This is a genomic window from Pseudomonas sp. TSRC2-2 (genome assembly GCF_049897785.1).
Lineage (GTDB): Bacteria > Pseudomonadota > Gammaproteobacteria > Pseudomonadales > Pseudomonadaceae > Aquipseudomonas.
The window spans coordinates 149,827-172,169 of the sequence record NZ_JAFCWZ010000009.1 but is presented as its reverse complement, the minus strand read 5'-3'; the positions used below and the strand labels follow the sequence as shown (position 1 = coordinate 172,169).

The following is a 22,343-nucleotide window of genomic DNA, read 5'->3' as shown; positions in this document are numbered from 1 at the left end:
CGGTTCGGCAACGCTTCCGATCAGCGCGTCAGACATTTCTTCGAAGCCTGGACGAATTCCTTCTGCATCGATGAAAACCAGCGAAAACCCTTTCGACATAACGCCCTGTTACTGACGGGCTTCTCGGATTTGATTACCGCCACTCTGAGGTAACTTGAAACACCTCAACCATTCGCTGGTGACACGGATGTCATCGCCACCCGTGCGCACTTTCGATCGAGTGAACACGCACATTCAAAAGGATATGAATATGCCAAAGCCTCCACCGTTGGAACTGGATCCAGTACATATCAGGGAGTTCGGTCCTGATGGCTTCGAACCATTCAAAGAACGCGACATGAAATACTCCTACAGCGGCATGTTCGGCCCTGCCGGCGCCAATCCGCAGACGCGTGAATTGATGCATGAAACGCAAGTCGCCGTGGAACAGGAATTCAACGCAAGAACCGCCTCGATTCCACAAACCATTGAGGTCGAACTGGCGGCGACCAGGCTGGAAGGGCCGACGAATCCTCTGCCACCTGCCGCAGCACTGGCCCGCGAAGTGGGCGTCAGGAACACGTTGATTCAACGCAAGAGCGCCGAGTTTCAACGGCAGACCGCGATTGCCAATCGCTTTTATGGCAGCGATCCACTGGGAAAAACCTTCAAGGATTACCTGAATCAGGCATCGGCCAATCGGCGCGCGCATGGCGCAGCGGTCCGCAGCAGAGCGTGGTGGAGCGAGTCGTTTCGGGCCGCCCACGAAGCGCGGCTGCTGGGCCAGACATTGGCCCTGCTCAACCAGCAACAGGCTGGCGTACTCAATTGGCTGGCCACCGTACAAGCCCAGGATCAGGCACAGGCGGCAGCGGCAGAGGCGCAACGCCAAGCTGCAGAACGTGCCCGCATTGCCGCAGAGCAACAGCGCCAGCGTGACATTGCCGAAGCGGTGCGCCGGGAGCAGGAAGAAGCCCGCGTACGCGAACAGGCGCGTCTGGCCGCGTTGGCGGAGAAACAGCGTCGGGATGCCGAACAGGCTCGATTGGCGGCTGAGACCGCGCGCCTGAATGCCGAGGCTGAAGCTCGGGAGAAAGAGCGGCTGGCTGAGTTGAAAATCGCCCGGGCCGAGGCACAAGCCAAAGCTGAAGCAGCGGCGCTGGCCCATGCGGCAGATCAGGCTCGGTTACAGGAGGACAGGAAGCATGTCTTTCCGGCCTCTGGAGCAATGGCCAGCAACGGCCCGGCCGTTTCTTTCGCTTCGACAGCCGTCCCGCTCAGCCCGGCTACCTCGGCGGGAATACTCAATGCGCTACGTACGGCAAAAGCGACCCTGACAGCGACGGGCACGGCGCTGTTCGGCAGTCCGGTATTGATGGGGTTCGCAGCGCTATTGATGCCGTCACCTCTGGGCAACGGGGAACGCTTTGCGATGAGCGTTCCACTGGCCGAGTTGTCGTCCGAGCCGGCCGAGACACTGCGTGAAATCGCAGACCGGCAAGGTACTTTGGAGATGCAGGTCGGGCTAGGCATCAGGCGACTCGGGGCTGGCACGCAAGTGTTCGTCGCTACGAGTGATGACTTCCATATTCGCTCAAGTGTGCTGGTTCTCAATGCCGCATACGATTTGCTCAACGACGTATACCAGATCGCGCTATCGGACTCGCCCACCGACGTGCTGACCTGGACACCCGCTATCTCACCGGGTGACCAATCGACCGCTTTGCCAATAGTGGATACCGGTTCTCCCGCCTATCCCGGCGCTTCCATTGTTCCGCTTGAGGGGCGGCTGGATCTGAACCCGATCCTGGTCGAAGGCTGGGATCAATTCATCATCGTGTTTCCGGCTGATTCGGGGATAGAGCCGCTTTATGTGGTGTTCAGCGGTCCGTATGAGGGGGCGACCGAAGAGGGGAAGCACAGCGGACGTGGTTTCAACCCTGACGAGATCGGAGATGAAATAGCAGATCTGCAGTGGACAACAGCCATTGTTTCACCGGAAGGAACGGACATAGTGAAGTTACACATTTCGAAGTTTCCGCAATCAGCTGCCAATGACGTAATGCTTGAACGCCTGGAGCGAATCGCTCGTGGAGAACTCGAAGCTACCGACACTGACAAACGTTTCTACACTCACGAGATAAGGGAGTTCGAAAGATTCAGAGCTTTAGGCTTTGGTGATACCGAGATGCCTGAGATCGGGTCACCGATCTGGAATAACGTGCATACGGCAACGTTGGAAGATTTCCAGTTGCAAGACGATCCCAAACTTCTTTACACGCCCGAAGCACTGGCTGCTGCAACGGAGCAGGAAGAACGTGATTACCAGAAATTGCTGAAGGAGATGTGGCAATGAGCACGGTTGAAATGATCGTTAAAAATGAACCTCTGGATGACATAGTCACGGTGTTCGCGTTACTTCAGGCAACGCCACATCTGGACATGACGATCAGACGCCACAATCGAGACCTGATCAACGAGTATGGGGCCCTGGAAGCATCGTACTCTCGGCTCTTCGCTGCCGGGATTTTGCTGGAGGGAGAAAAGGGCCTAGCTATCAAAGGACCTAACTGGAAGCCGCCCAAGTTCATGACAGAAAAAAGATACATTTGAAAACTGGAGCCACCCGCCGCGAGGGTTGGTGGCTCCGTTAATTTCAAATCGAATACTTCTGCAAATTCGCCATCATTTCCTTCAACGCTTCGATATTGTCGTTCGGGTGCGCCGCGCCTTCGAAATCACAAATCTGCTGCCAGTGCGCCGCCACATCCTCCGGCGAGAACCCTTCGCGCGGGTCGAAGCCGGCGCCGAGGCTACGTTCCCAGCGCACCTTGCCCATCCAGCCGCCGCCGACTTCGAACAGGCCGGACGTTTCCTGACACTGCTCACTGGCCAGATACACCACCAGCGGGCTGACCAGTTCCGGCTTCAGCTGCTCGAAGACTTGCGGCGGGATCAGGCCTTCGGTCATGCGTGTGCCGCCGGTCGGGGCGATGGCGTTGACCAGAATGTTGTTCTTGCGTCCCTCGATCGCCAGCGTTCGGGTCAACCCGTAAAGCCCGAGTTTGGCCATGCCGTAGTTGGACTGCCCGAAATTGCCATAGATGCCCGAAGTCGATGCCGTGAAAATCACCCGACCGTAGTTTTGCTCGCGCAGATGCGGCCAGGCAGCACGAGTCACCTTGTAGGCGCCTTCGACGTGGACGCGATAAACCAGATCCCAGTCGGCGTCGTCCATCTTGTGAAACGATTTGTCGCGCAGAATCCCGGCGTTATTGACCACCACGTCGACGCGGCCAAAGACGTCGAGGGCGTTTTGCACCAGTTTGTCGCCGTCGGTGACCGAGTCATGGTTGGCTTCGGCGATACCACCAGCCTCGCGAATTTCCGCCACCACGCGGTCGGCGGCCGAGGCATTGGCGCCCTCGCCCTGCGTCGAGCCACCGAGATCGTTGACCAATACCCTGGCGCCCTGTCTGGCGAACAGCAGCGCATGCGCACGACCGAGGCCGCCACCGGCGCCGGTGACAATCACGACTTTATCTTCGAAACGCACAGGCTCATTCATTGCAGCAACTCCAGCAGGCCAGGGGATAGTGGTCCCGAGTGTCAGGCACGGCGCTTTGGGTCACAACGAACACGGCTGGGGCTGAATGGTGCGCGATAAGGCTGGGGGATGATCGAGACTGCCAGCTCGCCTAGAGCCTCTGCTCTCGATGAAAATCAGGAGTAAGCCACCTTGCGCGGAGGCAATACCAGATGATCACGAAACGCCAGATAGTGCTTGAGCACCTGCACCGGGGCTTCGGTCTGCGGATAGTGGCCGATGCCCGGCAACAAAATGGTGTCCGCATCAGGGATGAGTTCGCGATAACGCTCGACCATGTGCACGCCGGAGATCGGATCGAATGCGCCGTCGATCACCCGCAAGGGAATGTCCCCCCGCTGCATGGCAGCCACCCAGCGGTCGCGCTGCACCCGGCGCTCCGGAATGTAGGTAATCAATTTGTGCAGGATGCGCGGGCCATGGTTGCTGTCGACCAGACTCCAGTAATCATCCAGTTCGCTTTCGCTCGGCTGGGTCTGCGGGCCGAAGATCTGCCGAAATCCTTTGACCAGCGCTTCACGGCTGAAGGCGCGGCCGAGCAGCCAGCCAATCGGGCTGAGCAGCAGTTTTTGCATCAGTAAAGGCCGGTGGGTCTCCGGAAACAGACCGCCATTGAGGAACACGCAACTGGCTACTTCGATGCGTTTTTCGTAATGCCGCGCGAGTAATTCCTGAGCGACGCTGTCGCCATAGTCATGAGCGAAAATATGCACGGCTTGTTCAACCTGCAGATGGGCGAGCAGCGCCTGTTGCAGATCGGCCTGTTCCAGCAGGCTGTAGGTGTGATTGCGCGGTTTCGCCGAATCGCCGAAGCCGAGCATGTCGCAGGCGATCACCCGATAACGCTGAGCCAGTGGCTGCCACAGGTAATGCCAATCCCAGCTGGCGGTCGGGAAACCGTGGATCAACAGCAGCGGCTCACCCTGCCCGACCGTCCAGTAACGAATCGTCTGACCACGGAAAACGAACGTCCGGCTGCCCTTGCGCCAGACACTCAGCGGAATCTCGGCGAGCGGCATTAGAATTTATACCCCGGATCCTGGAGATCGAGTTTGCGCAGCAGCGCCGGCCACGCCAGCGCGCCGCCCATGCCCTGCGCGCTCTTGGTCACGCCGGCAATCATCGCCTTGGCGCCGGCGAGAATCTGCGGTTCGATGGCGATCAGTTCCGCCCCACCCGTTTGTGCCATGACCTGAATATCGCAGGCACGCTGGAAGGTGAACATCATCAGAAAGGTATCGGCGATGGTGCCGCCGCAGGTCAGCAAACCGTGGTTGTGCAGCATGAGAAAGTTGTTGTCGCCGAGATCGGCCTGCAGACGCGCCTTCTCTTCATGGTTCAGCGCCACACCTTCATAGGCGTGATAAGCCAGGCTCGACAACACGAACAACGACTGCTGACTGATCGGCAGCACCCCCTGCTTTTGCGCCGACACCGCCACGCCCGACGCAGTGTGCGTATGCAGCACGCAAACCACATCGTGGCGCACCTCGTGGACGGCGCTGTGGATGGTGTAACCGGCCGGGTTGATCTCGTAAGGGCTGTCCATGAGTTTATTGCCGGCCTGATCGACTTTCACCAGGCTTGAAGCGGTAATTTCATGGAACATCAAGCCAAACGGATTGATCAGAAAATCTTCGGTGCCGGGCACCTTGGCGGAAATATGCGTGAAGATCAGATCGTCCCAGCCATGCAGCGCGACCAGGCGATAACAGGCGGCAAGGTCGACGCGAGTCTGCCACTCGGCAGCGCTGACCTGGTCTTTGACATTCGGCGACGACTGGACGGGGGCTACGCTCACTGTATGCACCTCTGCGTTCTTCTTGTTCTGCTCGTGTCAGCAGTCTAGTCAGGCGCAGGGCATCGCGTAGTTGCATTGGCAGCCAGCTTGATGACTGAACGAGTCAGTCATGCAGACAGCCTGTATCACTGCCGACACAACGACGCTTGCAAGGTGCAGCGAAAATCCTGGCCGATCAGCCCTTGAGCGCTTCGATCAGTTGCGCCAGCCACGGCTCGGCATCGGTTTCCGGCGTCACGCTTTCGCTGGCGTCGATGCGCAGCATTTCCTGCACCTCATTCACGCCCAATTCGGCAAACAACTCGCGCATCTGCTCGCCACCGCCGCAAAAGGTGTCGCCATAGCTGGCATCACCGAGGGCGATCACCGCGCCGGGCAGGCCGCGCAATGTGGCAGGCAACTGATCGCGCAGGGTCGAATACAACGGTTGCAGGTTGTCCGGCAACTCGCCCATGCCAGTGGTCGAAGTGACGGCAAGAAGGGCCTCAGGGCCGGACGCCAGAAGATCGGCCAGCGTGGCGCGCGAGTTGTAAAAGGTATCAAAGCCGGCGGCTTTCAGCAGGTTCTGGGCGTGGCGGGCGACTTCTTCGGCGGTGCCATAGACCGAACCGGAGAGAATGGCGACTTTCATCAATCTGATCCTGAAATTGAAAAAAAGAGCCGCGATAGTAACAGCCCATGCGCCGTAGCTGCGATCAGCTCTCACTGCGCGCTGATGGCCTATAGACAGTCCGTGCCTTTCTTCTAGAATGCCAGCCACTGACACAACGGGAGGGGTTCTGGGATGATCAACGCAAGTCTGCTGCAAATGGTGATCAACGCCTCGAATGACGGGATCGTGGTCGCTGAAAAGGAAGGCGAGCAGGACAACATCCTGATTTACGTAAACCCCGCTTTTGAACGGCTGACCGGCTACAGCAGTGAAGAGATTCTCTACCAGGACTGTCGCTTCCTGCAGGCTGGCGACCGCGACCAACAGAGTCTGCAACTGATTCGCGAGACGTTGCGAACGGGTGGTTCGTGCCGCGAAATCCTGCGCAACTATCGCAAGGATGGCACACCGTTCTGGAATGAGTTGTCGCTGTCGACAGTAAAGAACGCCGATGACGGCCAGACATATTTCATCGGTGTGCAAAAGGATGTGACCGTTCAGGTCAGGGCACAGCAGCGGGTAGCGCAGCTGGAAGCACAAGTGGCTGCATTGCAGGACGAGCTGGCGGCTATCAAAGCGACGAACGGCGCAAACAAAAGCGCGAACTGATGGTCATTAACTACAATCACCAATGACTTTGTAACTATCCACTTCGAGTTAGCCATGCAGCGCGACGCCCTTCTCACTCAGGATGAGCTGGATTTCATCCAGACCATGCAGCACAACCCGCAACTGAATGTGCGGGATGCAACGTCGAGTCTGCTGGTTAATGGCGGTTCGCAGATTCGCGATTTGCTGACGCGCCTGGCAGCGCATGAGCAAGTGACGATCCAGGCCAACTTCGAAAATCAGCAGATGACTTTTCCGCTGCATCTGGTGGAAGACGAGTTCCACGCGTTGCACCTGCGTCTCGGTGTCCCGAGCATTTACGAAGACGGCCCGATGGTGCGCCCGTGGCGCTTGGTACTTGAAGAGCCAGTGGCACTGGAAAACGCCAAGGGCCAACCCGGCATGTTGTGGGTGCATGAAGTGTCCCACAAAGGTGTATTGCTGGAAGTACGCAACAAAACCAAACCCCCGAAACATTTCGCCCTGTGGTTCAGCCCTTCCGGTTATGAGCGCATCTCGTTGCGCGGCCATTTCGAGCGTGAAACCGAGCAAGGCTTCTTCGCTTACGAACTGAGCCAGACCGATGCCGACGAAACCGAGCGCCTGCGCCAGTTCATCCTGCAACAGCATCGCCTGACCCACCCTGCCCTGCACGCCTGAGTTTCAGGTATCAAGCTTGCCTGCGAGGAATTGCTTCATGCGCTGACGCATCGTCGCGCCCTCGCTACCCAGGCATGCCACTGCCGAGCCGGCCAGGCTGTCTTCGGCCAGTTCGCAGGCATCGCCGGCCAGCATCAACTGACAATCCAGGCTTAGCGCCAGGCGATTAAGACGCCGGGGCAAGTCCGGCCCGGGGGCATGATTGGAAAACAGCACAAGCGCGTCAGGCTTGATCTTTTCGCAGACCAGCGTCAATTCATCGAAAGGCTGGCCCGTCGTCAGCACCCGCACGTAAGAGTCGTTGCCGCTGAGAAACAGCGCCGCGACCAGCAATTCAAGCTCTCTGCACTGACCAGCGAGTGCGCTGACGATCACCCGACGCGGTTGCGCGCCCCGCAACATGACGATGCGCTGCAACACGCGCACCCTGAGAAAACTGTCGAAAAACAACCACTCGCTGGTCTGCCCGAAGGCGTCCTGGCGCTGTAGCAGCTGCCGCCACAACGGCATGATGATGGCTTCAAATACCACCGCCAGCGTGTACGACGAGAAAACCTGCCCGTAGACGCGATCCAGCTGCTGGTCGTCGAATTCACTGACCGCCTGCTGAATCTGCTCCTGCCATTGCCTGTAATCGGCCTGCACATGGTCGTCGGAAATGAAGTTTGACAGAACCTTGTGAGGCTCTGTCTTGGCCAGGATCTTGCCAACTTTGCTCACCGCCACGCCGCGATCGATCCAGTCGACAATAACGCGAACCCGTTCGATATCGTGCATTGAATACAGACGATGGCCGCTTTCGGTGCGGGTTGGCTGGATCAATCCGTACCGACGCTCCCAGGCCCGCAGGGTCACTGGGTTGACCCCGGTCAGGCGCGCCACTTCACGAATGGGAAACAGCTCTTCGCGATCGAGTGTGCCGGGAGATGTCGAAGCCGGGCGTGGATCCGTGATTACAGGCATCTGGCGATCAGCTTCCGTGTCAGTTCATTGGATCGCATTCTAAACATGATGGGGCGCAAACGTTCAAGTGACGATCGGGGGCGAAAGTGACTGGTTAAATCGACAAAATCAGGAATAATCCTTGCTTGTTGTAAAGCGCAGGCCTCCACCCTGGTCTGCGTCAGGCGAAGCTCTTACCCGGAGCGAAGCACTCGAAATGCGGAGATACACAATGTCTACTTCCCCCGTCACGCTGATGGTAGCGCGTCGCGTCGCCGATGGCCGGTATCACGATCTGATCGCCTGGCTGCGCGAAGGCGAACAATTGGCGACCGATTTTCCCGGCTACCTGGGCTCCGGCGTCCTTGCGCCACCGCCCGGTGATAACGAATTCCAGATCATTTTTCGCTTTGTTGATGAGCAAACCCTGCATGCGTGGGAATATTCTGCATCGCGCATGGCCTGGTTGAACCGGGGCAGCGACCTGTTCGAACATCCCAAGGAACATCGGGTCAGCGGCATCGAGGGCTGGTTTGGCGCTGCCGGACAACGTCCGCCGCGCTGGAAACAGGCCGTGGCGATCTGGCTGGCGTTTTTTCCGGTGTCGCTGATATTCAATTTTGTTCTCGGCCCGCTGCTCGCTGAGTTGAGCCTGTTGCCGCGCATATTGATCGGCACGGCCTGCCTGACACCGCTGATGGTGTACTTCTTCATTCCGTTGTCGACGCGCCTGCTGGCGAACTGGCTGAACAGCACGCCGACGAGGCCACTGCCTGCCACACCTTCGGCGCAGAATCGCTGATCTTCACAGGGCGGCGAGCCTGTTATAGTTTTCGCTTCAGCCGCGATACGAGCCGCCCATGCCAGATTCCGTAGCCCCGATCCTCATCACCGGCGCCGGCCAGCGTGTCGGCCTGCACTGCGCGCAGCGTTTACTGGAGGATGGCCACCGAGTCATCTTCACGTACCGGACCGAGCGTCCGGGCGTGCAGCGATTGCGCGATCTGGGCGCGACAGCCTTGTTCGCGGACTTTTCCAGCGAGGCCGCCATCCTGGCCTTCATCGACGCACTCAAAGCTCACACCGACAGCCTGCGTGCGATCGTGCACAACGCCTCCGAATGGTTGGCGGAAACTCCGGGCAGTGAAGCTGAAGCCTTCAATCGTATGTTCAACATTCACATGCTCGCGCCCTATCTGATCAACCTGCACTGCGCCGAGTTGCTGCAGCGCTCGGCGCCTGCCGACATCATCCACGTCAGCGACGACGTCACCCGCAAAGGCAGCAGCAAGCACATCGGCTATTGCGCCAGCAAGGCCGGTCTCGACAGTCTGATGTTGTCGTTCGCCGCACGCTTCGCACCCGCAATCAAAGTCAACGGTATCGCACCGGCGCTGTTGCTGTTCAACCCCGACGATGACGCTGCGTATCGCGCCAAGGCGCTGGCCAAGTCCGCGCTGGGCATCGAGCCCGGCAGCGAAGTGATCTACCAGAGCCTGCGCTATCTGCTCGACAATCCCTATGTCACCGGCACGACCCTGACTGTAAACGGCGGCCGGCACGTCAAATAGGCCGTCCCGCTTCGACCACGAGTCGAGTAATATCCACCAGAACGCCTGCAATAGACTGGACGGAGCAAATCAATGCCACAACTTCAACCGGGAATGGCGCGCATCCGGGTCAAGGATCTGCGTCTGCGCACCTTTATCGGCATCAACGAGGACGAAATCCTCAACAAGCAGGATGTGCTGATCAACCTGTCCATCCTGTACGCGGCTCAAGAAGCCGTGCGCGACAACGATATCGACCACGCGTTGAATTACCGCACCATCACCAAGGCGATCATCGCCCACGTTGAAGGCAACCGTTTCGCGCTGCTAGAGCGCCTGACGCAAGAATTGCTCGATCTGGTGATGACCAATGCATCGGTGCTGTACGCCGAAGTTGAAGTCGACAAACCTCACGCGCTGCGCTTCGCCGAGTCGGTATCGATTACGCTCGCGGCAAGCCGCTGAGCTACAAGCGTCAGGCTTCAAGCGGTAAGCTAATGACCGACCCCGATCCAATCTTGCAGCTTGAAGCTTGCCGCTCAAAGCTGTCCCGCAGAGACCCCCATGACTGATCAACAACGCCTGGAACTCGAAGCCGCCGCCTTCCGCCGACTGGTCGCTCACCTCGACAGCCGCAAGGATGTGCAGAACATCGACCTGATGAACCTCGCCGGGTTCTGCCGCAACTGCCTGTCCAAGTGGTACAAGGCCGAAGCCGACCAACGCCAGATCGAGGTCAGCCTCGATGATGCCCGCGAAGTGGTTTACGGCATGCCGTACGCCGAGTGGAAAGCCCAATACCAGCAAGAAGCCAGCGCCGAGCAGCAAGCAGCGTTTGCCAAAGGAAAACCCAATGACTGATTTGAACACCCTTCGCGCCAGCCTCAAAAGCGGCGAACATGCCTTCGCTGATACTCTGGCGTTCATTGCCGCCGGTTACGACTATCAACCGCAGGCGTTCAATAACGGCGGCGTGGAAAACGCTGCCGGGCAAAACGAAGGCTCATGCAAGACGCTCGGTCTGGCCCTGCTGGAAGGCTTGAGCGACGAAGAAGCGCTGCTGGCGTTCGGCGAGCATTACCGCTCGGTGCTGGCGACCCCAGAGGGCAGCGATCACGGCAATATTCGTGCGCTGATCAAGCACGGTCTGGCCGGTGTGAAGTTCGCCGCGCAGCCGCTGACGCGCCGCTGATCTCTGCAGCCACACATCCCCCTTGTGGGAGCGTGCTTGCTCGCGAATGCGATTTCACATCCGGCACACAAGTGACCTGACACACCGCTTTCGAGCAAGCCCGCTGCCACATTGGATGTATAGCGGCGGTGAATAGCGGACAAAAAAAAACCGGCCAATCTCTGGCCGGTTTTTTTCTGCCCTGCGGTCTTAGAACGTGGCGTTCTGAAGGCCGTCCAGGTATCGCTCGGTGTCGAGTGCCGCCATGCAGCCGGCGCCGGCCGAGGTGATGGCCTGACGATAGACGTGGTCAGCCACGTCACCGGCAGCGAAGATACCTTCGACGCTGGTGGCCGTCGCGTTGCCTTCACGGCCGCCTTGTACAACCAGATAACCGTCCTTCAGCGTCAACTGGCCTTCGAACAGCGAAGTGTTCGGGGTGTGACCGATGGCAATGAATACGCCGTCGACTTTGATCTCATCAAAGCTGCCATCATTGTTGCGCAGACGCGCACCGGTCACGCCCATGTTGTCGCCGAGGACTTCGTCCAGGTTAGCGTTCAACTTGAGGATGATCTTGCCTTCGGCCACACGGGCGTTGAGCTTGTCGATCAGGATCTTCTCGGCGCGGAAGGTTTCGCGACGGTGGATCAGGGTCACGGTGCTGGCGATGTTGGCCAGGTACAGCGCTTCCTCAACCGCCGTGTTGCCACCGCCAACCACGGCGACCGGCTTGTTGCGATAGAAGAAACCGTCGCAGGTCGCGCAGGCCGACACGCCTTTGCCCATGAACGCTTCTTCCGACGGCAGGCCCAGGTAGCGGGCGCTGGCACCGGTGGCGATGATCAGCGCATCGCAGGTGTAGACCGCGCTGTCGCCGGTCAGGGTGTACGGCTTGGCAGCGAAGTCGACGGCGTTGATGTGATCGAACACGATCTCGGTCTCAAAACGCTCGGCGTGCTCGCGCATGCGCTCCATCAGCACCGGACCGGTCAGGCCATGTACATCGCCCGGCCAGTTGTCGACTTCGGTGGTGGTGGTCAGTTGACCGCCGGCCTGCATGCCGGTGATCAGCAGTGGCTTGAGGTTGGCGCGGGCGGCGTAGACCGCAGCGCTGTAACCGGCAGGGCCGGAACCGAGAATGATCACTCGCGAATGACGGACTTCAGACATGAATCTGCTCCTGTTGGCCGGCCATGAAGAATCAGGCGCGGACGCCGGACGGCCGGCGGAATAAAAAAGGACCGTGGACACCTTGGGGAAGGCTTGAACTCGACAGTCCTGTAAAAAGTTGGGTGCAGCGTATCGAGGGGGGCAAGATTAAGGAAATACGGTTTAACAATCCAGCTCATAGGTGGTCTCTATGCGCAGACGCTGACGAGATAGACCTCTTTGTTACAGTGGATGTCGATCACTCCCTCGTGCTTTCGCGGTACTGACAAAGCCGGTAACGTCGGCGCGTTTTCCCTTGCTTCGGAGCACCTTATGCCCGCCCCTGTTCTATCCGGCCCGCAATACCTGCGCGAAGGCCTTCGATTGGTCTTGAGCCCTGGCTTGCGCCTGTTTGTATTGCTGCCGCTGGCGATCAACCTGGTGTTGTTCGTCGGATTGATCTATCTGGCCGGCCACCAGTTCAGCCTGTGGGTCGACACGCTGATGCCATCGCTACCTGAATGGCTGAGTTTCCTCAGCTATATCCTCTGGCCGCTGTTTGTAGTGTTGGTGGCGCTGATGGTGTTCTTCACCTTCACCATGCTTGCCAACATTATCGCCGCGCCGTTCAACGGTTTCCTGGCCGAGAAAGTCGAAGTAGTGGTGCGCGGCACCGATGATTTCCCAGCGTTCAGCTGGGGCGAACTGATCGCGATGATCCCGCGCACCCTGGCCCGCGAAATGCGCAAGCTCGGCTACTTCCTGCCGCGCGCCATCGGCCTGTTCATCCTTTCGTTCATTCCGGTAGTCAATATCATCGCCGCGCCGCTGTGGCTGTTGTTCGGCGTGTGGATGATGGCCATCCAGTACATCGACTACCCGGCGGACAACCACAAACTGGGCTGGAACGAAATGCTCGCCTGGCTGCGGCAGAAGCGCTGGCAGAGCATGAGTTTTGGCGGGATCGTTTATCTGGTGCTGCTGATTCCGGTGGTCAACATCCTGATGATGCCGGCCGCCGTGGCCGGGGCGACGTTGTTCTGGGTGCGCGAGCGTGGCGCCGAAAATCTGGTGATACAACACTGACCGCGTCACAAATCCATCATCCGAACGTCACAACGTCGACATGGCCTCAGCCGACACTGAGGTCATGACGACAGCTCTACATATCACCCTGATCAGCGAAACCTTCCCACCCGAAATCAACGGCGTGGCCAACACCCTTGGCCGCTTGTGCGAAGGTTTGCGTGCGCGAGGGCATCAGGTGGAACTGGTGCGTCCGCGCCAGGCCAGCGATCCGCAACGCAGCGAAGACGATGCGCTGTTGCTGTGTCGCGGATGGCCGTTACCGGGCTATCCCGGGCTGCAGTGGGGCCAATCGTCGATGCATAAATTGCTGCGGCGCTGGAAACGACAGCGCCCGGATGTGCTGTACATCGCCACGGAAGGCCCGCTCGGGTTATCGGCCTTGCGTGCGGCACGGCGCCTGGGGATTGCGGTGGTGAGTGGCTTTCACACCAACTTTCAGCAGTACACCAGCCAGTACGGCCTGGGTCTGCTGACGCGCATGCTCACCCATTACTTGCGCTGGTTTCACAATCGTTCGGCAATGACCCTGGTGCCAAGCGTCAGTCAGCGCCTGGAGCTGGAACGACGGCACTTCGAGCGCCTGGCGTTGCTGTCGCGGGGTGTGGACAGCCAGTTGTTTCACCCCAGCAAACGTCAGAGTGCGTTGCGTGAAAAATGGGGGCTGACCGAGCAGGACATTGCCGTGATTCATGTCGGACGGCTCGCCCCGGAGAAAAATCTCGGTCTGCTTAAACGTTGTTTTGAAACCCTGCGGCAGGCTTATCCACAGCGCCATCTGAAGCTGATCGTGATCGGAGATGGCCCGCAGCGTTCGGCGCTGGAAAAAGACCTGCCCGAAGCGATCTTCTGCGGCGCGCAGCGTGGGGAAACCCTGGCTGCGCACTATGCCTGCGGGGATCTGTTTGTGTTTCCCAGCCTGACCGAAACCTTCGGCAATGTGGTGCTCGAAGCCCTGGCTTCGGGGCTTGGCGTGGTGGCGTATGACCAGGCAGCGGCGGCGCAGCATATTCGCCACGGCTACAACGGCGTGTCAGCCATGCCCGGCGATGAGCAGGCCTTTTGCGAAGCGGCGGCGTGGTTGCTGGAGGAGGATGAGCGGTTGCGCTGTGTGCGGCTGAATGCGCGGCAACATGGCAGTCGCCAGGGCTGGGGGGCGATTATCGAGCAGTTCGAAGGGTATTTGCGTGGCGCTTGTGTGGGGGAGCAAGTGATCCCCGATGCGCAAACACTTCCTTGAATCGATGCTGACTGCGAAGCCGCTATCGCTGGCAAGCCAGCGATAGCGCCAGTGAGAACGCCGCTTAAACCAGCGTCATTAATGCCTCACGGCTGAACGGCAAGATATCCTGTTCACGCCCATCGCGAACCTTCTGCGCCCAGTCCGGATCGACCAGCAGCGCGCGACCCACTGCTACCAGATCGAATTCTTCTTTGTTCAGACGCTCCAGCAGATTTTCCAGGCTGGCCGGTTGCGCGACCTTGTCGGTGTTGACCATGAACTGCAGGAACTCGCCGTCCAGGCCTACGCTGCCCACGGTGATGGTCGGTTTGCCGGTCAGCTTGCGCGTCCAGCCAGCAAGGTTCAGATCGGAACCGTCGAATTCCGGCTCCCAGAAGCGGCGGGTCGAGCAGTGGAAAATGTCTACGCCAGCGTCAGACAGCGGCTTGAGAAACCCGCCCAGCGCTTCGGGGGTTTGCACCAGACGGGCGGCGTAATCCTGCTGCTTCCATTGCGAGAAGCGGAAGATGATCGGGAAGCCTTCACCGACCGCCGCGCGCACCGCTTGAATCAATTCGATGGCGAAACGCGAACGATTGGCCAGGCTGCCGCCGTATTCGTCGGTGCGCTGGTTACTGCCCTCCCAGAAGAACTGATCGACCAGATAACCGTGGGCGCCGTGAATTTCCACGCCGTCCATGCCGATGCTCTGCGCATCTTTGGCAGCCTGGGCGAACGCCGCGATCACCTCGTGAATGTCCTGTTTGGTCATGCCATGAACCACGACCTGACCGTCCTTGAGTTTTTCCGACGGACCGTAGCCCGGCACGCCGGCATCCGGCTCGGTGCCGAGGCGCCGTACGCTGCCGACGTGCCACAGTTGCGGAACAATCTTGCCGCCCTCGGCGTGCACGGCGTCGACGACCTTTTTCCAGCCGGCCAGCGGCGCCTCACCGAAGAATTGCGGGACATTCGGATAACCGTTGGAAGCGATGTGGCCGACCGTCGTGCCTTCGGTGATGATCAAACCAACGCCTGCGGCCGCGCGCCGGCGGTAGTACTCAATGACTTTGGAATTGGGTACGCCACCCGGTGAGAACGAACGGGTCATCGGCGCCATGACCACGCGGGTTGGCAGTTCGAGGGCACCAAGATGGAACGGTTTGAACAGGGCTTGAACGGGCATCGAGAGGCTCCACGAAACGTTGGCGACAGACATTAATCGATATGACGGCGATAATATGAAGCGCCGAGCCTGATGAACAGCATTATTGATTTTGGTGATTAAGGATTAAAAGATTGAAAAGCAAAAGATCGCAGCCTCCGGCAGCTCCTACACGGGGTTTATGGTTCCCCTGTAGGAGCTGCCGAAGGCTGCGATCTTTTGATTGTGCTTTTCAGCTCAGCGCTTTTTCAATCGCATGCACGATGGTCGGATCATCCGGCGCCGTGCGCGGCGAAAACCGCGCCAGCACCCGGCCGTCCTTGCCGAGCAGAAACTTCTCGAAATTCCAGGTGATGTCGCCGGGAAACTCGGCGCCCTCTCCCGCCAACAGGCGATACAACTGATGCCGTTCGTGGCCATTGACTTCGAGCTTGCTCGACAACGGGAACGTCACGCCATAGTTGAGACTGCAAAAATCCTGAATTTCCTGCTCGGTACCCGGCTCCTGGCCGGCAAATTGATTGCACGGCAGGCCCAGCACACTGAAGCCTTTGCCTTTGTATTGTTGGTAGAGGTTTTCCAGTGCCGCGTACTGGGGGGTCAAGCCGCATTTGGAGGCCACGTTGACCACCAGCACGACTTGGCCCTTGAACGGCGCCAGCGGTAGCTCCTGACCATCCAGGGCTGTCAACTTAAGGTCGTGAAAAGCACTCATGCCGAACTCCAGGATTCTCGTGTTCTACTCGAAACAGCCACTTGGCGTGACCACCAAGGACAGCCGCGGACTAAAAAGGCGCCCGCAGGCGCCTCTCCAGTACTCGAAGCTTAGCGCAGAAAATCAGTGGTGATGGCCACCTTCGCCATGGACGTGACCATGAGCGATTTCTTCCTGGCTGGCGTCACGGATGTCGACGATCTTCACCTGGAAATTCAGGCGCTGACCGGCCAGAGGGTGGTTGCCATCAACGGTGACGTCGTCGCCGTCCAGATCACGGATGGTGACGATCTGCATCTGGCCGTCCGGTGCCGAAGCGTGAAACTGCATGCCGACTTCCAGCTCGTCAACGCCTTCGAACATGCTGCGGCTCAGGGTGCTGACCAGCTCGGCGGCGTATTCGCCGTAAGCGTCTTCCGGCTCGACGGCTACTTGCAGCTCGTCGCCGACCGCTTTGCCTTCGAGGGCTTTTTCCAGGCCCGGGATGATGTTGCCTGCGCCTTGCAGGTAAACCAGCGGAGCGCCGCCGGCGGAGCTGTCGATGACCTCACCAGCGTCGTTGGTCAGGGTATAGTCGATGGAGACAGCCTTATTGGCGGCGATCAGCATGGGGCGAGACCTTTTGCATAAGAATATAGAAAGGCCAAGTTTAGCGAAGCAATCGCGTGAAAGCGACCACAACCCGGACAAACGGGTTTCGACCATCACCGGTTTTCATCAGGACGAAGACGGCCATTGGGTGGTCGAGCTTTCCTGTGGTCACACCCAGCACCTGCGCCACCAGCCGCCGTGGCAAACCCGCGCATGGGTCCTGGATCCGGCGCAACGTATTGAAAAAACAGGTCAACCCTTTGCCTGCGGTTGGTGTGCACAGGGCTCGGTTAGCGCTAACCTTGGCGACTGAATTTCGGTAGTCGGCCAGACATAGGCTGACACCCTTGCATAGAGAATTCCCATGCAAACTTTTTTTATCGCCCCCACCGATTTTGGCGTGGGTCTGACCTCCATCAGCCTCGGGCTGGTGCGTACGCTTGAGCGCGCCGGTCTCAAAGTCGGCTTCTTCAAACCGATCGCCCAGCCGCACCCGGGCGACACCGGCCCTGAACGATCCACCGAACTGGTGGCGCGCACCCACGGCCTGAAACCGCCGCAACCGTTGGGCCTGGCGCACGTCGAGCGCATGCTCGGCGACGGTCAGCTCGACGAGTTGCTCGAAGAAATCATCGCCCTGTATCAGCAAGCGGCGGTCGGCAAGGACGTGCTGGTGGTCGAAGGCATGGTGCCGACCCGCAGCGCCAGTTATGCCGCGCGGGTCAATCTGCACTTGGCGAAGAGCCTCGATGCCGAAGTGATTCTGGTTTCGGCGCCGGAAAACGAAGTGCTGGCCGAGCTGTCTGGCCGCGTCGAGTTGCAGGCGCAATTGTTCGGCGGCCCGAAAGATCCGAAAGTGCTCGGCGTGATCCTCAACAAGGTCAAGACCGACGAGAGCATGGAGGCCTTCGCTGCGCGCCTCAAAGAGCATTCGCCCTTGCTGCGCAGCGGTGATTTCCGCTTGCTCGGCTGCATCCCGTTTCAACCGGAACTCAACGCGCCGCGCACCCGCGACGTCGCCGATCTGATGGGCGCGCAGGTACTCAACGCTGGCGACTACGAAACCCGGCGCATGAGCAAAATCATCATTTGCGCACGAACCATGCGCAACACCGTCGAGCTGCTCAAGCCCGGCGTGCTGGTGGTAACACCGGGCGATCGCGACGACATCATCCTCGCCGTCAGCCTTGCGGCGATCAACGGCGTGCCGCTGGCCGGCCTGCTGTTGACCAGCGACACCCTGCCAGACCCGCGCATCATGGATCTGTGCCGGGGCGCGTTGCAGGCCGGTTTGCCGGTGTTGTCGGTGAGCACTGGCTCTTACGACACCGCCAATTTGCTCAATGGCCTGAACAAGGAAATCCCCATCGATGACCGCGAGCGCGCCGAGATCATCACCGATTTCGTCGCCAGCCATCTCGACGCCAACTGGCTGCATCAGCGCTGCGGTACGCCAAGGGAAATGCGCCTGTCGCCAGCGGTGTTCCGTTATCAGTTGATCCAACGTGCGCAAGCGGCGAACAAGCGCATCGTCCTGCCCGAAGGCAGCGAGCCGTTCACCGTGCAAGCGGCGGCGATCTGTCAGGAACGCGGGATCGCCCGCTGCGTGCTGCTGGCCAAACCCGAAGACGTCGAAGCGGTCGCCCGGGCGCAGGGCATCGTGCTGCCGCCGGGTCTGGAAATTCTCGACCCGGACCAAATCCGCGAGCGTTACGTTGAACCGATGGTCGCGCTGCGCAGGAGCAAAAGCCTCAACGCACCGATGGCCGAGCAACAGCTGGAAGACACCGTGGTGATCGGCACCATGATGCTTGCGCTGGACGAGGTCGACGGCCTGGTTTCGGGTGTGATCAACACCACCGCCAACACCATCCGCCCCGCACTGCAACTGATCAAAACCGCACCGGGCTGCACGCTGGTGTCGTCGGTATTCTTCATGCTGTTCCCGGAAGAAGTGCTGGTTTACGGCGACTGCGTGATGAACCCGCATCCGAGCGCCAGCGAACTGGCCGAGATCGCGCTGCAAAGCGCTGACTCGGCGGCCGCATTCGGCATTACCCCGCGTGTGGCGATGATCAGCTATTCGAGCGGCGAATCGGCCCGCGGTGAAGAAGTCGAGAAAGTCCGCGAGGCGACCCTGCTCGCCCATGAGCAACAAAACTCGCTGTTGATCGACGGCCCGTTGCAGTACGACGCTGCCGCCAACGCTGACGTCGCCCGGCAACTGGCGCCGAACAGTCAGGTCGCGGGGCGCGCCACGGTGTTCGTGTTCCCCGATCTGAACACCGGCAACACCACGCATAAAGCCGTGCAACGCAGCGCCGATTGCGTCAGCCTCGGGCCAATGCTGCAAGGCCTGCGCAAACCGGTGAATGACCTGCCGCGCGGCGCGCAAGTCGATGACATCGTCTACACCATCGCGCTCACCGCGATTCAAGCCGCCAACCGACCTATGGATGTGTAAATGCTGGACTTTCTCCCTGCACCCGTGCGCGGCGTGATCGCTTCGCTGCTGTTGGCGCTGAACACGATTCTGCTCTGCTCCTTTCTGTTCTGTGTGGCGCTGATAAAAGCCCTGCCGTTTGCCTTGACCCAGCGCATTGCCGGCTGGCTGATGAGCCACACCCACGAAGCGTGGATCAGCAACAACAAGGGCTGGATGAACCTGGTGCGCCGCACCCGCTGGCAGATCAGCGGTCTGCAAGGTCTGGACTATCAGCACTCATATCTGATCACCAGCAACCACCAGAGCTGGGTCGATATTCTGGTGCTGCAATACGTGCTCAACCGAAGGATTCAGCCGCTGAAATTCTTCCTCAAGCAGGAGCTGATCTGGGTCCCGGTGATCGGTCTGGCGTGGTGGGCGCTGGGTTTTCCGTTCATGAAGCGCTACTCCAAGGCATACCTGGAAAAGCACCCGGAGAAGAAAGGCAAAGACCTGGAAACCACGCGCAAGACCTGCGCGAAATTCCGGCATAACCCGGTGGGGATTTTCAACTTCGTCGAAGGCACACGCTTCACCGAAGGCAAGCATGCGCAGCAGCAATCACCGTTCAAGTACCTGCTCAAGCCCAAGGCCGGCGGGATTGCCTTCGTGCTGGATGCGATGGGTGAACAGCTGGAGTCGATCGTCAACGTGACGATTCATTACCCGGCCGGGCGTCCGGGGTTCTGGGACTTGCTCTGCGGCAATGTGCGCGATGTGGTGGTGCACTTTGAAGAGATCAAAATCCCGCCTGCCTTCATCGGCAAGAACTATGACCAGGATGGCGAGTACCGATTGCAGTTTCAGGGCTGGATCAATCAGCTGTGGCTAGACAAGGATGCGTTGCTGGAGCAGATGCACCGCGAGTATCCAAAGCATTAAAGATCAAAAGATCGCAGCCTTCGGCAGCTCCTACATCGGCTCGGCGTACATCCTGTAGGAGCTGCCGAAGGCTGCGATCTCTTGCCATTCTCCGAGCAATAAAAAAGCCCGCCGATGATCACTCATCGGCGGGCTTTTTCTTGCAGCTAGAAGCTTGTCGCTGCTTCTGCCTTAGATGGCGCCACGTTGACGCAGCAGCTCCAGCACTTGCTTGACGCTTTCTTCCAGACTCAGCGACTGCGTGTCGATCACCAGGTCAGCGTCCAGCGGCACATCGTACGGGAAGGATTCGCCCGGGATGTTATCGCCGCCAGCGGCGTACAACCCTTGCGGATCACGTTCGGCGCACACGGTCGGTGAAGCCTGCACGTAGACTGTCAACAGACGATCCTTGCCGATCAGATCCTTCGCCTGCTCGCGGCCTTCGGCACTCGGCGCAACGAACGCGGCCAGTGTCAGCAGACCCGCCTCGTTGAACTGGCGCGCCACATGCGCGGCACGCCGCCAGTTCTCGGTACGCCCGGCACGATCCTGTGGCAGTCCTTTGTTGAGGTCGTGACGCAGGTTCTGCCCATCCAGCACGAACACCGCACGGCCCATGTCGAACAGCTTGCGCTCCACCGCGTAAGCCAGCGTGCTCTTGCCCGCACCGGACAGACCGCTGAACAATACGGTGGCCGGTTGCTGGCCGAAGCGCTGGGCACGTTCTTCAGTAGCCACGTGGGCCAGTTTGCCGTGGTGCGTGGCGGTGCCGTGCGTCACTGGCTGAGCGACGATCATGCCGGCGCCGACGGTGCCGTTGGTCAACCTGTCAATGACGATGAACGCGCCGGTGGTGCGGTTGCTTTCGTAACCGTCGAGGGCGATCGGCGCGTCGAGCGCGACCTTCACCTTGCCGATTTCGTTGAGCTGCAATGCGCTCGCCGGGCCTTCTTCCAGGGTGTTCACGTCGACCTTGTTGACGATGCTGGCGATCGAGCCCGGCACGTAACTGGTGGCGCGCTTGATGTCGTATTTCTTGCCCGGCAGCATCGGCTCTTCAGCCATCCACACCAGCATCGCTTCGAAGCTGTCGGTGACCGGCGGCACGTTGTCGGCATGCACCAACAGGTCGCCACGGGAGATGTCGATTTCGTCTTCCATGGTCAGCGTCACGGCCTGACCTGGGCCTGCGTGTTCCAGCTCACCTTCGAAGGTAACGATGGATTTGACCCGGCTGCTCTTGCCCGACGGCAGCACCACGACTTCGTCGCCCTTGTGCACGATGCCACTGGCCAGCGTCCCGGCGAAACCACGGAAGTTCAGGTTCGGACGGTTGACGTACTGCACCGGGAAACGCAGATCAGTGAAGTTGCGATCACCGGCGACTTCCACGGTCTCGAGGATTTCCATCAGCGACTGACCGGTGTACCACGGCGAGCGCTCGGACTTGTTCACCACGTTGTCGCCCTTGAGGGCCGACATCGGCACGAAGTGCATGCTGGTCGGCTTCATCTTCAAGCCTTCGGCGAACTTCAGGTAGTCAGCCTTGATCGACTCGAACACGCCTTCGTCGAAGTCCTTCAAGTCCATCTTGTTGATGGCGACGACGATGTGTTTGATGCCCAGCAGGGAGGCGATAAAGCTGTGGCGACGGGTCTGGGTCTGCACGCCGTAACGGGCGTCGACGAGAATGATCGCCAGGTCACAGGTGGACGCACCGGTGGCCATATTGCGGGTGTACTGCTCATGGCCGGGGGTGTCGGCGATGATGAATTTGCGCTTGGCGGTGGAGAAATAGCGGTAAGCGACATCAATGGTAATGCCCTGCTCGCGCTCGGCCTGCAGGCCGTCGACCAGCAACGCCAGATCGATGTCATCACCGGTGGTGCCGGATTTCTTCGAGTCGCGGGTGATTGCTTCGAGGTGATCTTCATAGATCATCTTCGAGTCGTGCAGCAGGCGCCCGATCAGGGTGCTCTTGCCGTCATCGACGTTACCGCAGGTCAAAAAGCGCAGCAGTTCTTTACGTTCGTGCTGGCCCAGGTAGGCGAGGATGTCCTCGCTGATCAAATCAGATGCGTGCGACATGACA

Annotated in this window: 24 protein-coding genes; 14 read left to right on the top strand and 10 right to left on the bottom strand. The window is 59.5% G+C overall.

Going from position 1 to position 22,343, the window contains the following annotated elements:
* The first annotated feature begins 154 nt into the window (after window positions 1-154).
* Both ACP7D9_RS19350 and ACP7D9_RS19345 read left to right on the top strand, forming a co-directional pair.
* Window positions 155-2,335: an S-type pyocin domain-containing protein gene (locus ACP7D9_RS19350; RefSeq protein ID WP_426159165.1), complete on the top strand. Its 2,181-nt coding sequence runs from the start codon at window positions 155-157 to the stop codon at window positions 2,333-2,335.
* On the top strand, window positions 2,332-2,592 hold the full coding sequence (locus tag ACP7D9_RS19345) for a hypothetical protein (protein WP_101159276.1): 261 nt from the start codon (window positions 2,332-2,334) through the stop codon (window positions 2,590-2,592). Before ACP7D9_RS19350 ends, ACP7D9_RS19345 begins: the two co-directional genes overlap by 4 nt.
* 43 nt (window positions 2,593-2,635) lie before the next feature.
* Here the strand turns inward: ACP7D9_RS19345 and ACP7D9_RS19340 are convergent, their stop codons facing one another.
* From ACP7D9_RS19340 to ACP7D9_RS19325, 4 genes are all read right to left on the bottom strand, one after another.
* On the bottom strand, window positions 2,636-3,547 hold the full coding sequence (locus tag ACP7D9_RS19340; protein ID WP_426159163.1) for an SDR family oxidoreductase: 912 nt from the start codon (window positions 3,545-3,547) through the stop codon (window positions 2,636-2,638).
* Window positions 3,548-3,702: 155 nt separating this feature from the next.
* Window positions 3,703-4,605 carry an alpha/beta fold hydrolase gene (locus ACP7D9_RS19335; protein WP_426159161.1) on the bottom strand — a complete coding sequence of 301 codons (903 nt, stop codon included), beginning with the start codon at window positions 4,603-4,605 and terminating at the stop codon, window positions 3,703-3,705.
* A complete protein-coding gene (locus ACP7D9_RS19330) occupies window positions 4,605-5,387 on the bottom strand; it encodes a class II aldolase/adducin family protein (protein ID WP_101159273.1) in 783 nt (260 codons plus the stop codon). Before ACP7D9_RS19330 ends, ACP7D9_RS19335 begins: the two co-directional genes overlap by 1 nt.
* A 175-nt stretch (window positions 5,388-5,562) precedes the next feature.
* Window positions 5,563-6,018: a flavodoxin gene (locus ACP7D9_RS19325; RefSeq protein ID WP_101159272.1), complete on the bottom strand. Its 456-nt coding sequence runs from the start codon at window positions 6,016-6,018 to the stop codon at window positions 5,563-5,565.
* A gap of 153 nt (window positions 6,019-6,171) precedes the next feature.
* Here ACP7D9_RS19325 and ACP7D9_RS19320 point away from each other — a divergent pair, with 153 nt between their 5' ends.
* Both ACP7D9_RS19320 and ACP7D9_RS19315 read left to right on the top strand, forming a co-directional pair.
* The gene (locus ACP7D9_RS19320) at window positions 6,172-6,648 is read left to right on the top strand and encodes a PAS domain-containing protein (RefSeq protein WP_101159271.1); all 477 of its coding nucleotides are present in this window, start codon (window positions 6,172-6,174) and stop codon (window positions 6,646-6,648) included.
* Window positions 6,649-6,702: 54 nt separating this feature from the next.
* Window positions 6,703-7,308: a hypothetical protein gene (locus ACP7D9_RS19315; protein ID WP_101159270.1), complete on the top strand. Its 606-nt coding sequence runs from the start codon at window positions 6,703-6,705 to the stop codon at window positions 7,306-7,308.
* A 3-nt stretch (window positions 7,309-7,311) separates the two neighbouring features.
* Here the strand turns inward: ACP7D9_RS19315 and ACP7D9_RS19310 are convergent, their stop codons facing one another.
* The gene (locus ACP7D9_RS19310) at window positions 7,312-8,271 is read right to left on the bottom strand and encodes a MerR family transcriptional regulator (protein WP_426159157.1); all 960 of its coding nucleotides are present in this window, start codon (window positions 8,269-8,271) and stop codon (window positions 7,312-7,314) included.
* 211 nt (window positions 8,272-8,482) lie between these two features.
* Between ACP7D9_RS19310 and ACP7D9_RS19305 the strand changes: the two genes are divergently transcribed.
* The 5 genes from ACP7D9_RS19305 to ACP7D9_RS19285 all read left to right on the top strand — a co-directional run bounded on the left by ACP7D9_RS19305 (window position 8,483) and on the right by ACP7D9_RS19285 (window position 10,992).
* Window positions 8,483-9,052 (top strand): antibiotic biosynthesis monooxygenase, encoded by a 570-nt coding sequence (locus ACP7D9_RS19305; RefSeq protein ID WP_312995213.1) that lies wholly within the window; start codon window positions 8,483-8,485, stop codon window positions 9,050-9,052.
* Between the two features lie 58 nt (window positions 9,053-9,110).
* Window positions 9,111-9,821 (top strand): dihydromonapterin reductase, encoded by a 711-nt coding sequence (gene folM, locus ACP7D9_RS19300; RefSeq protein WP_426159155.1) that lies wholly within the window; start codon window positions 9,111-9,113, stop codon window positions 9,819-9,821.
* 72 nt (window positions 9,822-9,893) lie between these two features.
* On the top strand, window positions 9,894-10,265 hold the full coding sequence (gene folX, locus ACP7D9_RS19295; RefSeq protein WP_101159267.1) for a dihydroneopterin triphosphate 2'-epimerase: 372 nt from the start codon (window positions 9,894-9,896) through the stop codon (window positions 10,263-10,265).
* 99 nt (window positions 10,266-10,364) lie between these two features.
* A complete protein-coding gene (locus tag ACP7D9_RS19290) occupies window positions 10,365-10,661 on the top strand; it encodes a DUF1244 domain-containing protein (protein ID WP_056782977.1) in 297 nt (98 codons plus the stop codon).
* Entirely contained in the window at window positions 10,654-10,992 is a 339-nt protein-coding gene (locus ACP7D9_RS19285) for a HopJ type III effector protein (protein WP_101159266.1), read from the top strand. The genes ACP7D9_RS19290 and ACP7D9_RS19285 overlap by 8 nt, the downstream gene beginning before the upstream one ends.
* Window positions 10,993-11,181: 189 nt before the next feature.
* Here the strand turns inward: ACP7D9_RS19285 and trxB are convergent, their stop codons facing one another.
* Window positions 11,182-12,144, bottom strand: a complete 963-nt coding sequence (gene trxB, locus ACP7D9_RS19280; RefSeq protein WP_016771656.1) for a thioredoxin-disulfide reductase — start codon at window positions 12,142-12,144, stop codon at window positions 11,182-11,184.
* Between the two features lie 312 nt (window positions 12,145-12,456).
* On the opposite strand from trxB, the gene cysZ reads away from it, so the two are divergent.
* Both cysZ and ACP7D9_RS19270 read left to right on the top strand, forming a co-directional pair.
* Window positions 12,457-13,209, top strand: a complete 753-nt coding sequence (gene cysZ / locus ACP7D9_RS19275; protein WP_101159265.1) for a sulfate transporter CysZ — start codon at window positions 12,457-12,459, stop codon at window positions 13,207-13,209.
* Between the two features lie 40 nt (window positions 13,210-13,249).
* The gene (locus tag ACP7D9_RS19270) at window positions 13,250-14,449 is read left to right on the top strand and encodes a glycosyltransferase family 4 protein (RefSeq protein ID WP_101159264.1); all 1,200 of its coding nucleotides are present in this window, start codon (window positions 13,250-13,252) and stop codon (window positions 14,447-14,449) included.
* A gap of 64 nt (window positions 14,450-14,513) precedes the next feature.
* On the opposite strand, the gene ACP7D9_RS19265 is transcribed toward ACP7D9_RS19270, so the two are convergent.
* The 3 genes from ACP7D9_RS19265 to ACP7D9_RS19255 all read right to left on the bottom strand — a co-directional run bounded on the left by ACP7D9_RS19265 (window position 14,514) and on the right by ACP7D9_RS19255 (window position 16,920).
* Window positions 14,514-15,617, bottom strand: a complete 1,104-nt coding sequence (locus ACP7D9_RS19265) for an NADH:flavin oxidoreductase (protein WP_426159151.1) — start codon at window positions 15,615-15,617, stop codon at window positions 14,514-14,516.
* A gap of 211 nt (window positions 15,618-15,828) precedes the next feature.
* Window positions 15,829-16,311: a glutathione peroxidase gene (locus ACP7D9_RS19260; protein WP_101159262.1), complete on the bottom strand. Its 483-nt coding sequence runs from the start codon at window positions 16,309-16,311 to the stop codon at window positions 15,829-15,831.
* A 123-nt stretch (window positions 16,312-16,434) separates the two neighbouring features.
* Entirely contained in the window at window positions 16,435-16,920 is a 486-nt protein-coding gene (locus ACP7D9_RS19255; RefSeq protein ID WP_101159261.1) for an FKBP-type peptidyl-prolyl cis-trans isomerase, read from the bottom strand.
* Here ACP7D9_RS19255 and ACP7D9_RS19250 point away from each other — a divergent pair.
* Genes ACP7D9_RS19250 through ACP7D9_RS19240 form a run of 3 tightly spaced genes read left to right on the top strand, consistent with a single transcriptional unit; the run spans window position 16,889 to window position 20,269 of the window.
* Window positions 16,889-17,215, top strand: a complete 327-nt coding sequence (locus ACP7D9_RS19250) for a DUF3565 domain-containing protein (protein ID WP_073473919.1) — start codon at window positions 16,889-16,891, stop codon at window positions 17,213-17,215. The genes ACP7D9_RS19255 and ACP7D9_RS19250 overlap by 32 nt on opposite strands.
* A gap of 51 nt (window positions 17,216-17,266) precedes the next feature.
* Window positions 17,267-19,366 (top strand): phosphate acetyltransferase, encoded by a 2,100-nt coding sequence (gene pta / locus ACP7D9_RS19245; RefSeq protein WP_426159148.1) that lies wholly within the window; start codon window positions 17,267-17,269, stop codon window positions 19,364-19,366.
* Window positions 19,367-20,269, top strand: coding sequence for an acyltransferase (locus tag ACP7D9_RS19240; RefSeq protein ID WP_426159146.1), 903 nt, complete (start codon window positions 19,367-19,369; stop codon window positions 20,267-20,269).
* 171 nt (window positions 20,270-20,440) lie between these two features.
* Here the strand turns inward: ACP7D9_RS19240 and cysN are convergent, their stop codons facing one another.
* Complete coding sequence (gene cysN, locus ACP7D9_RS19235; RefSeq protein WP_101159258.1) at window positions 20,441-22,339, bottom strand: sulfate adenylyltransferase subunit CysN; 1,899 nt, start codon at window positions 22,337-22,339, stop codon at window positions 20,441-20,443.
* Window positions 22,340-22,343 lie beyond the last annotated feature (4 nt).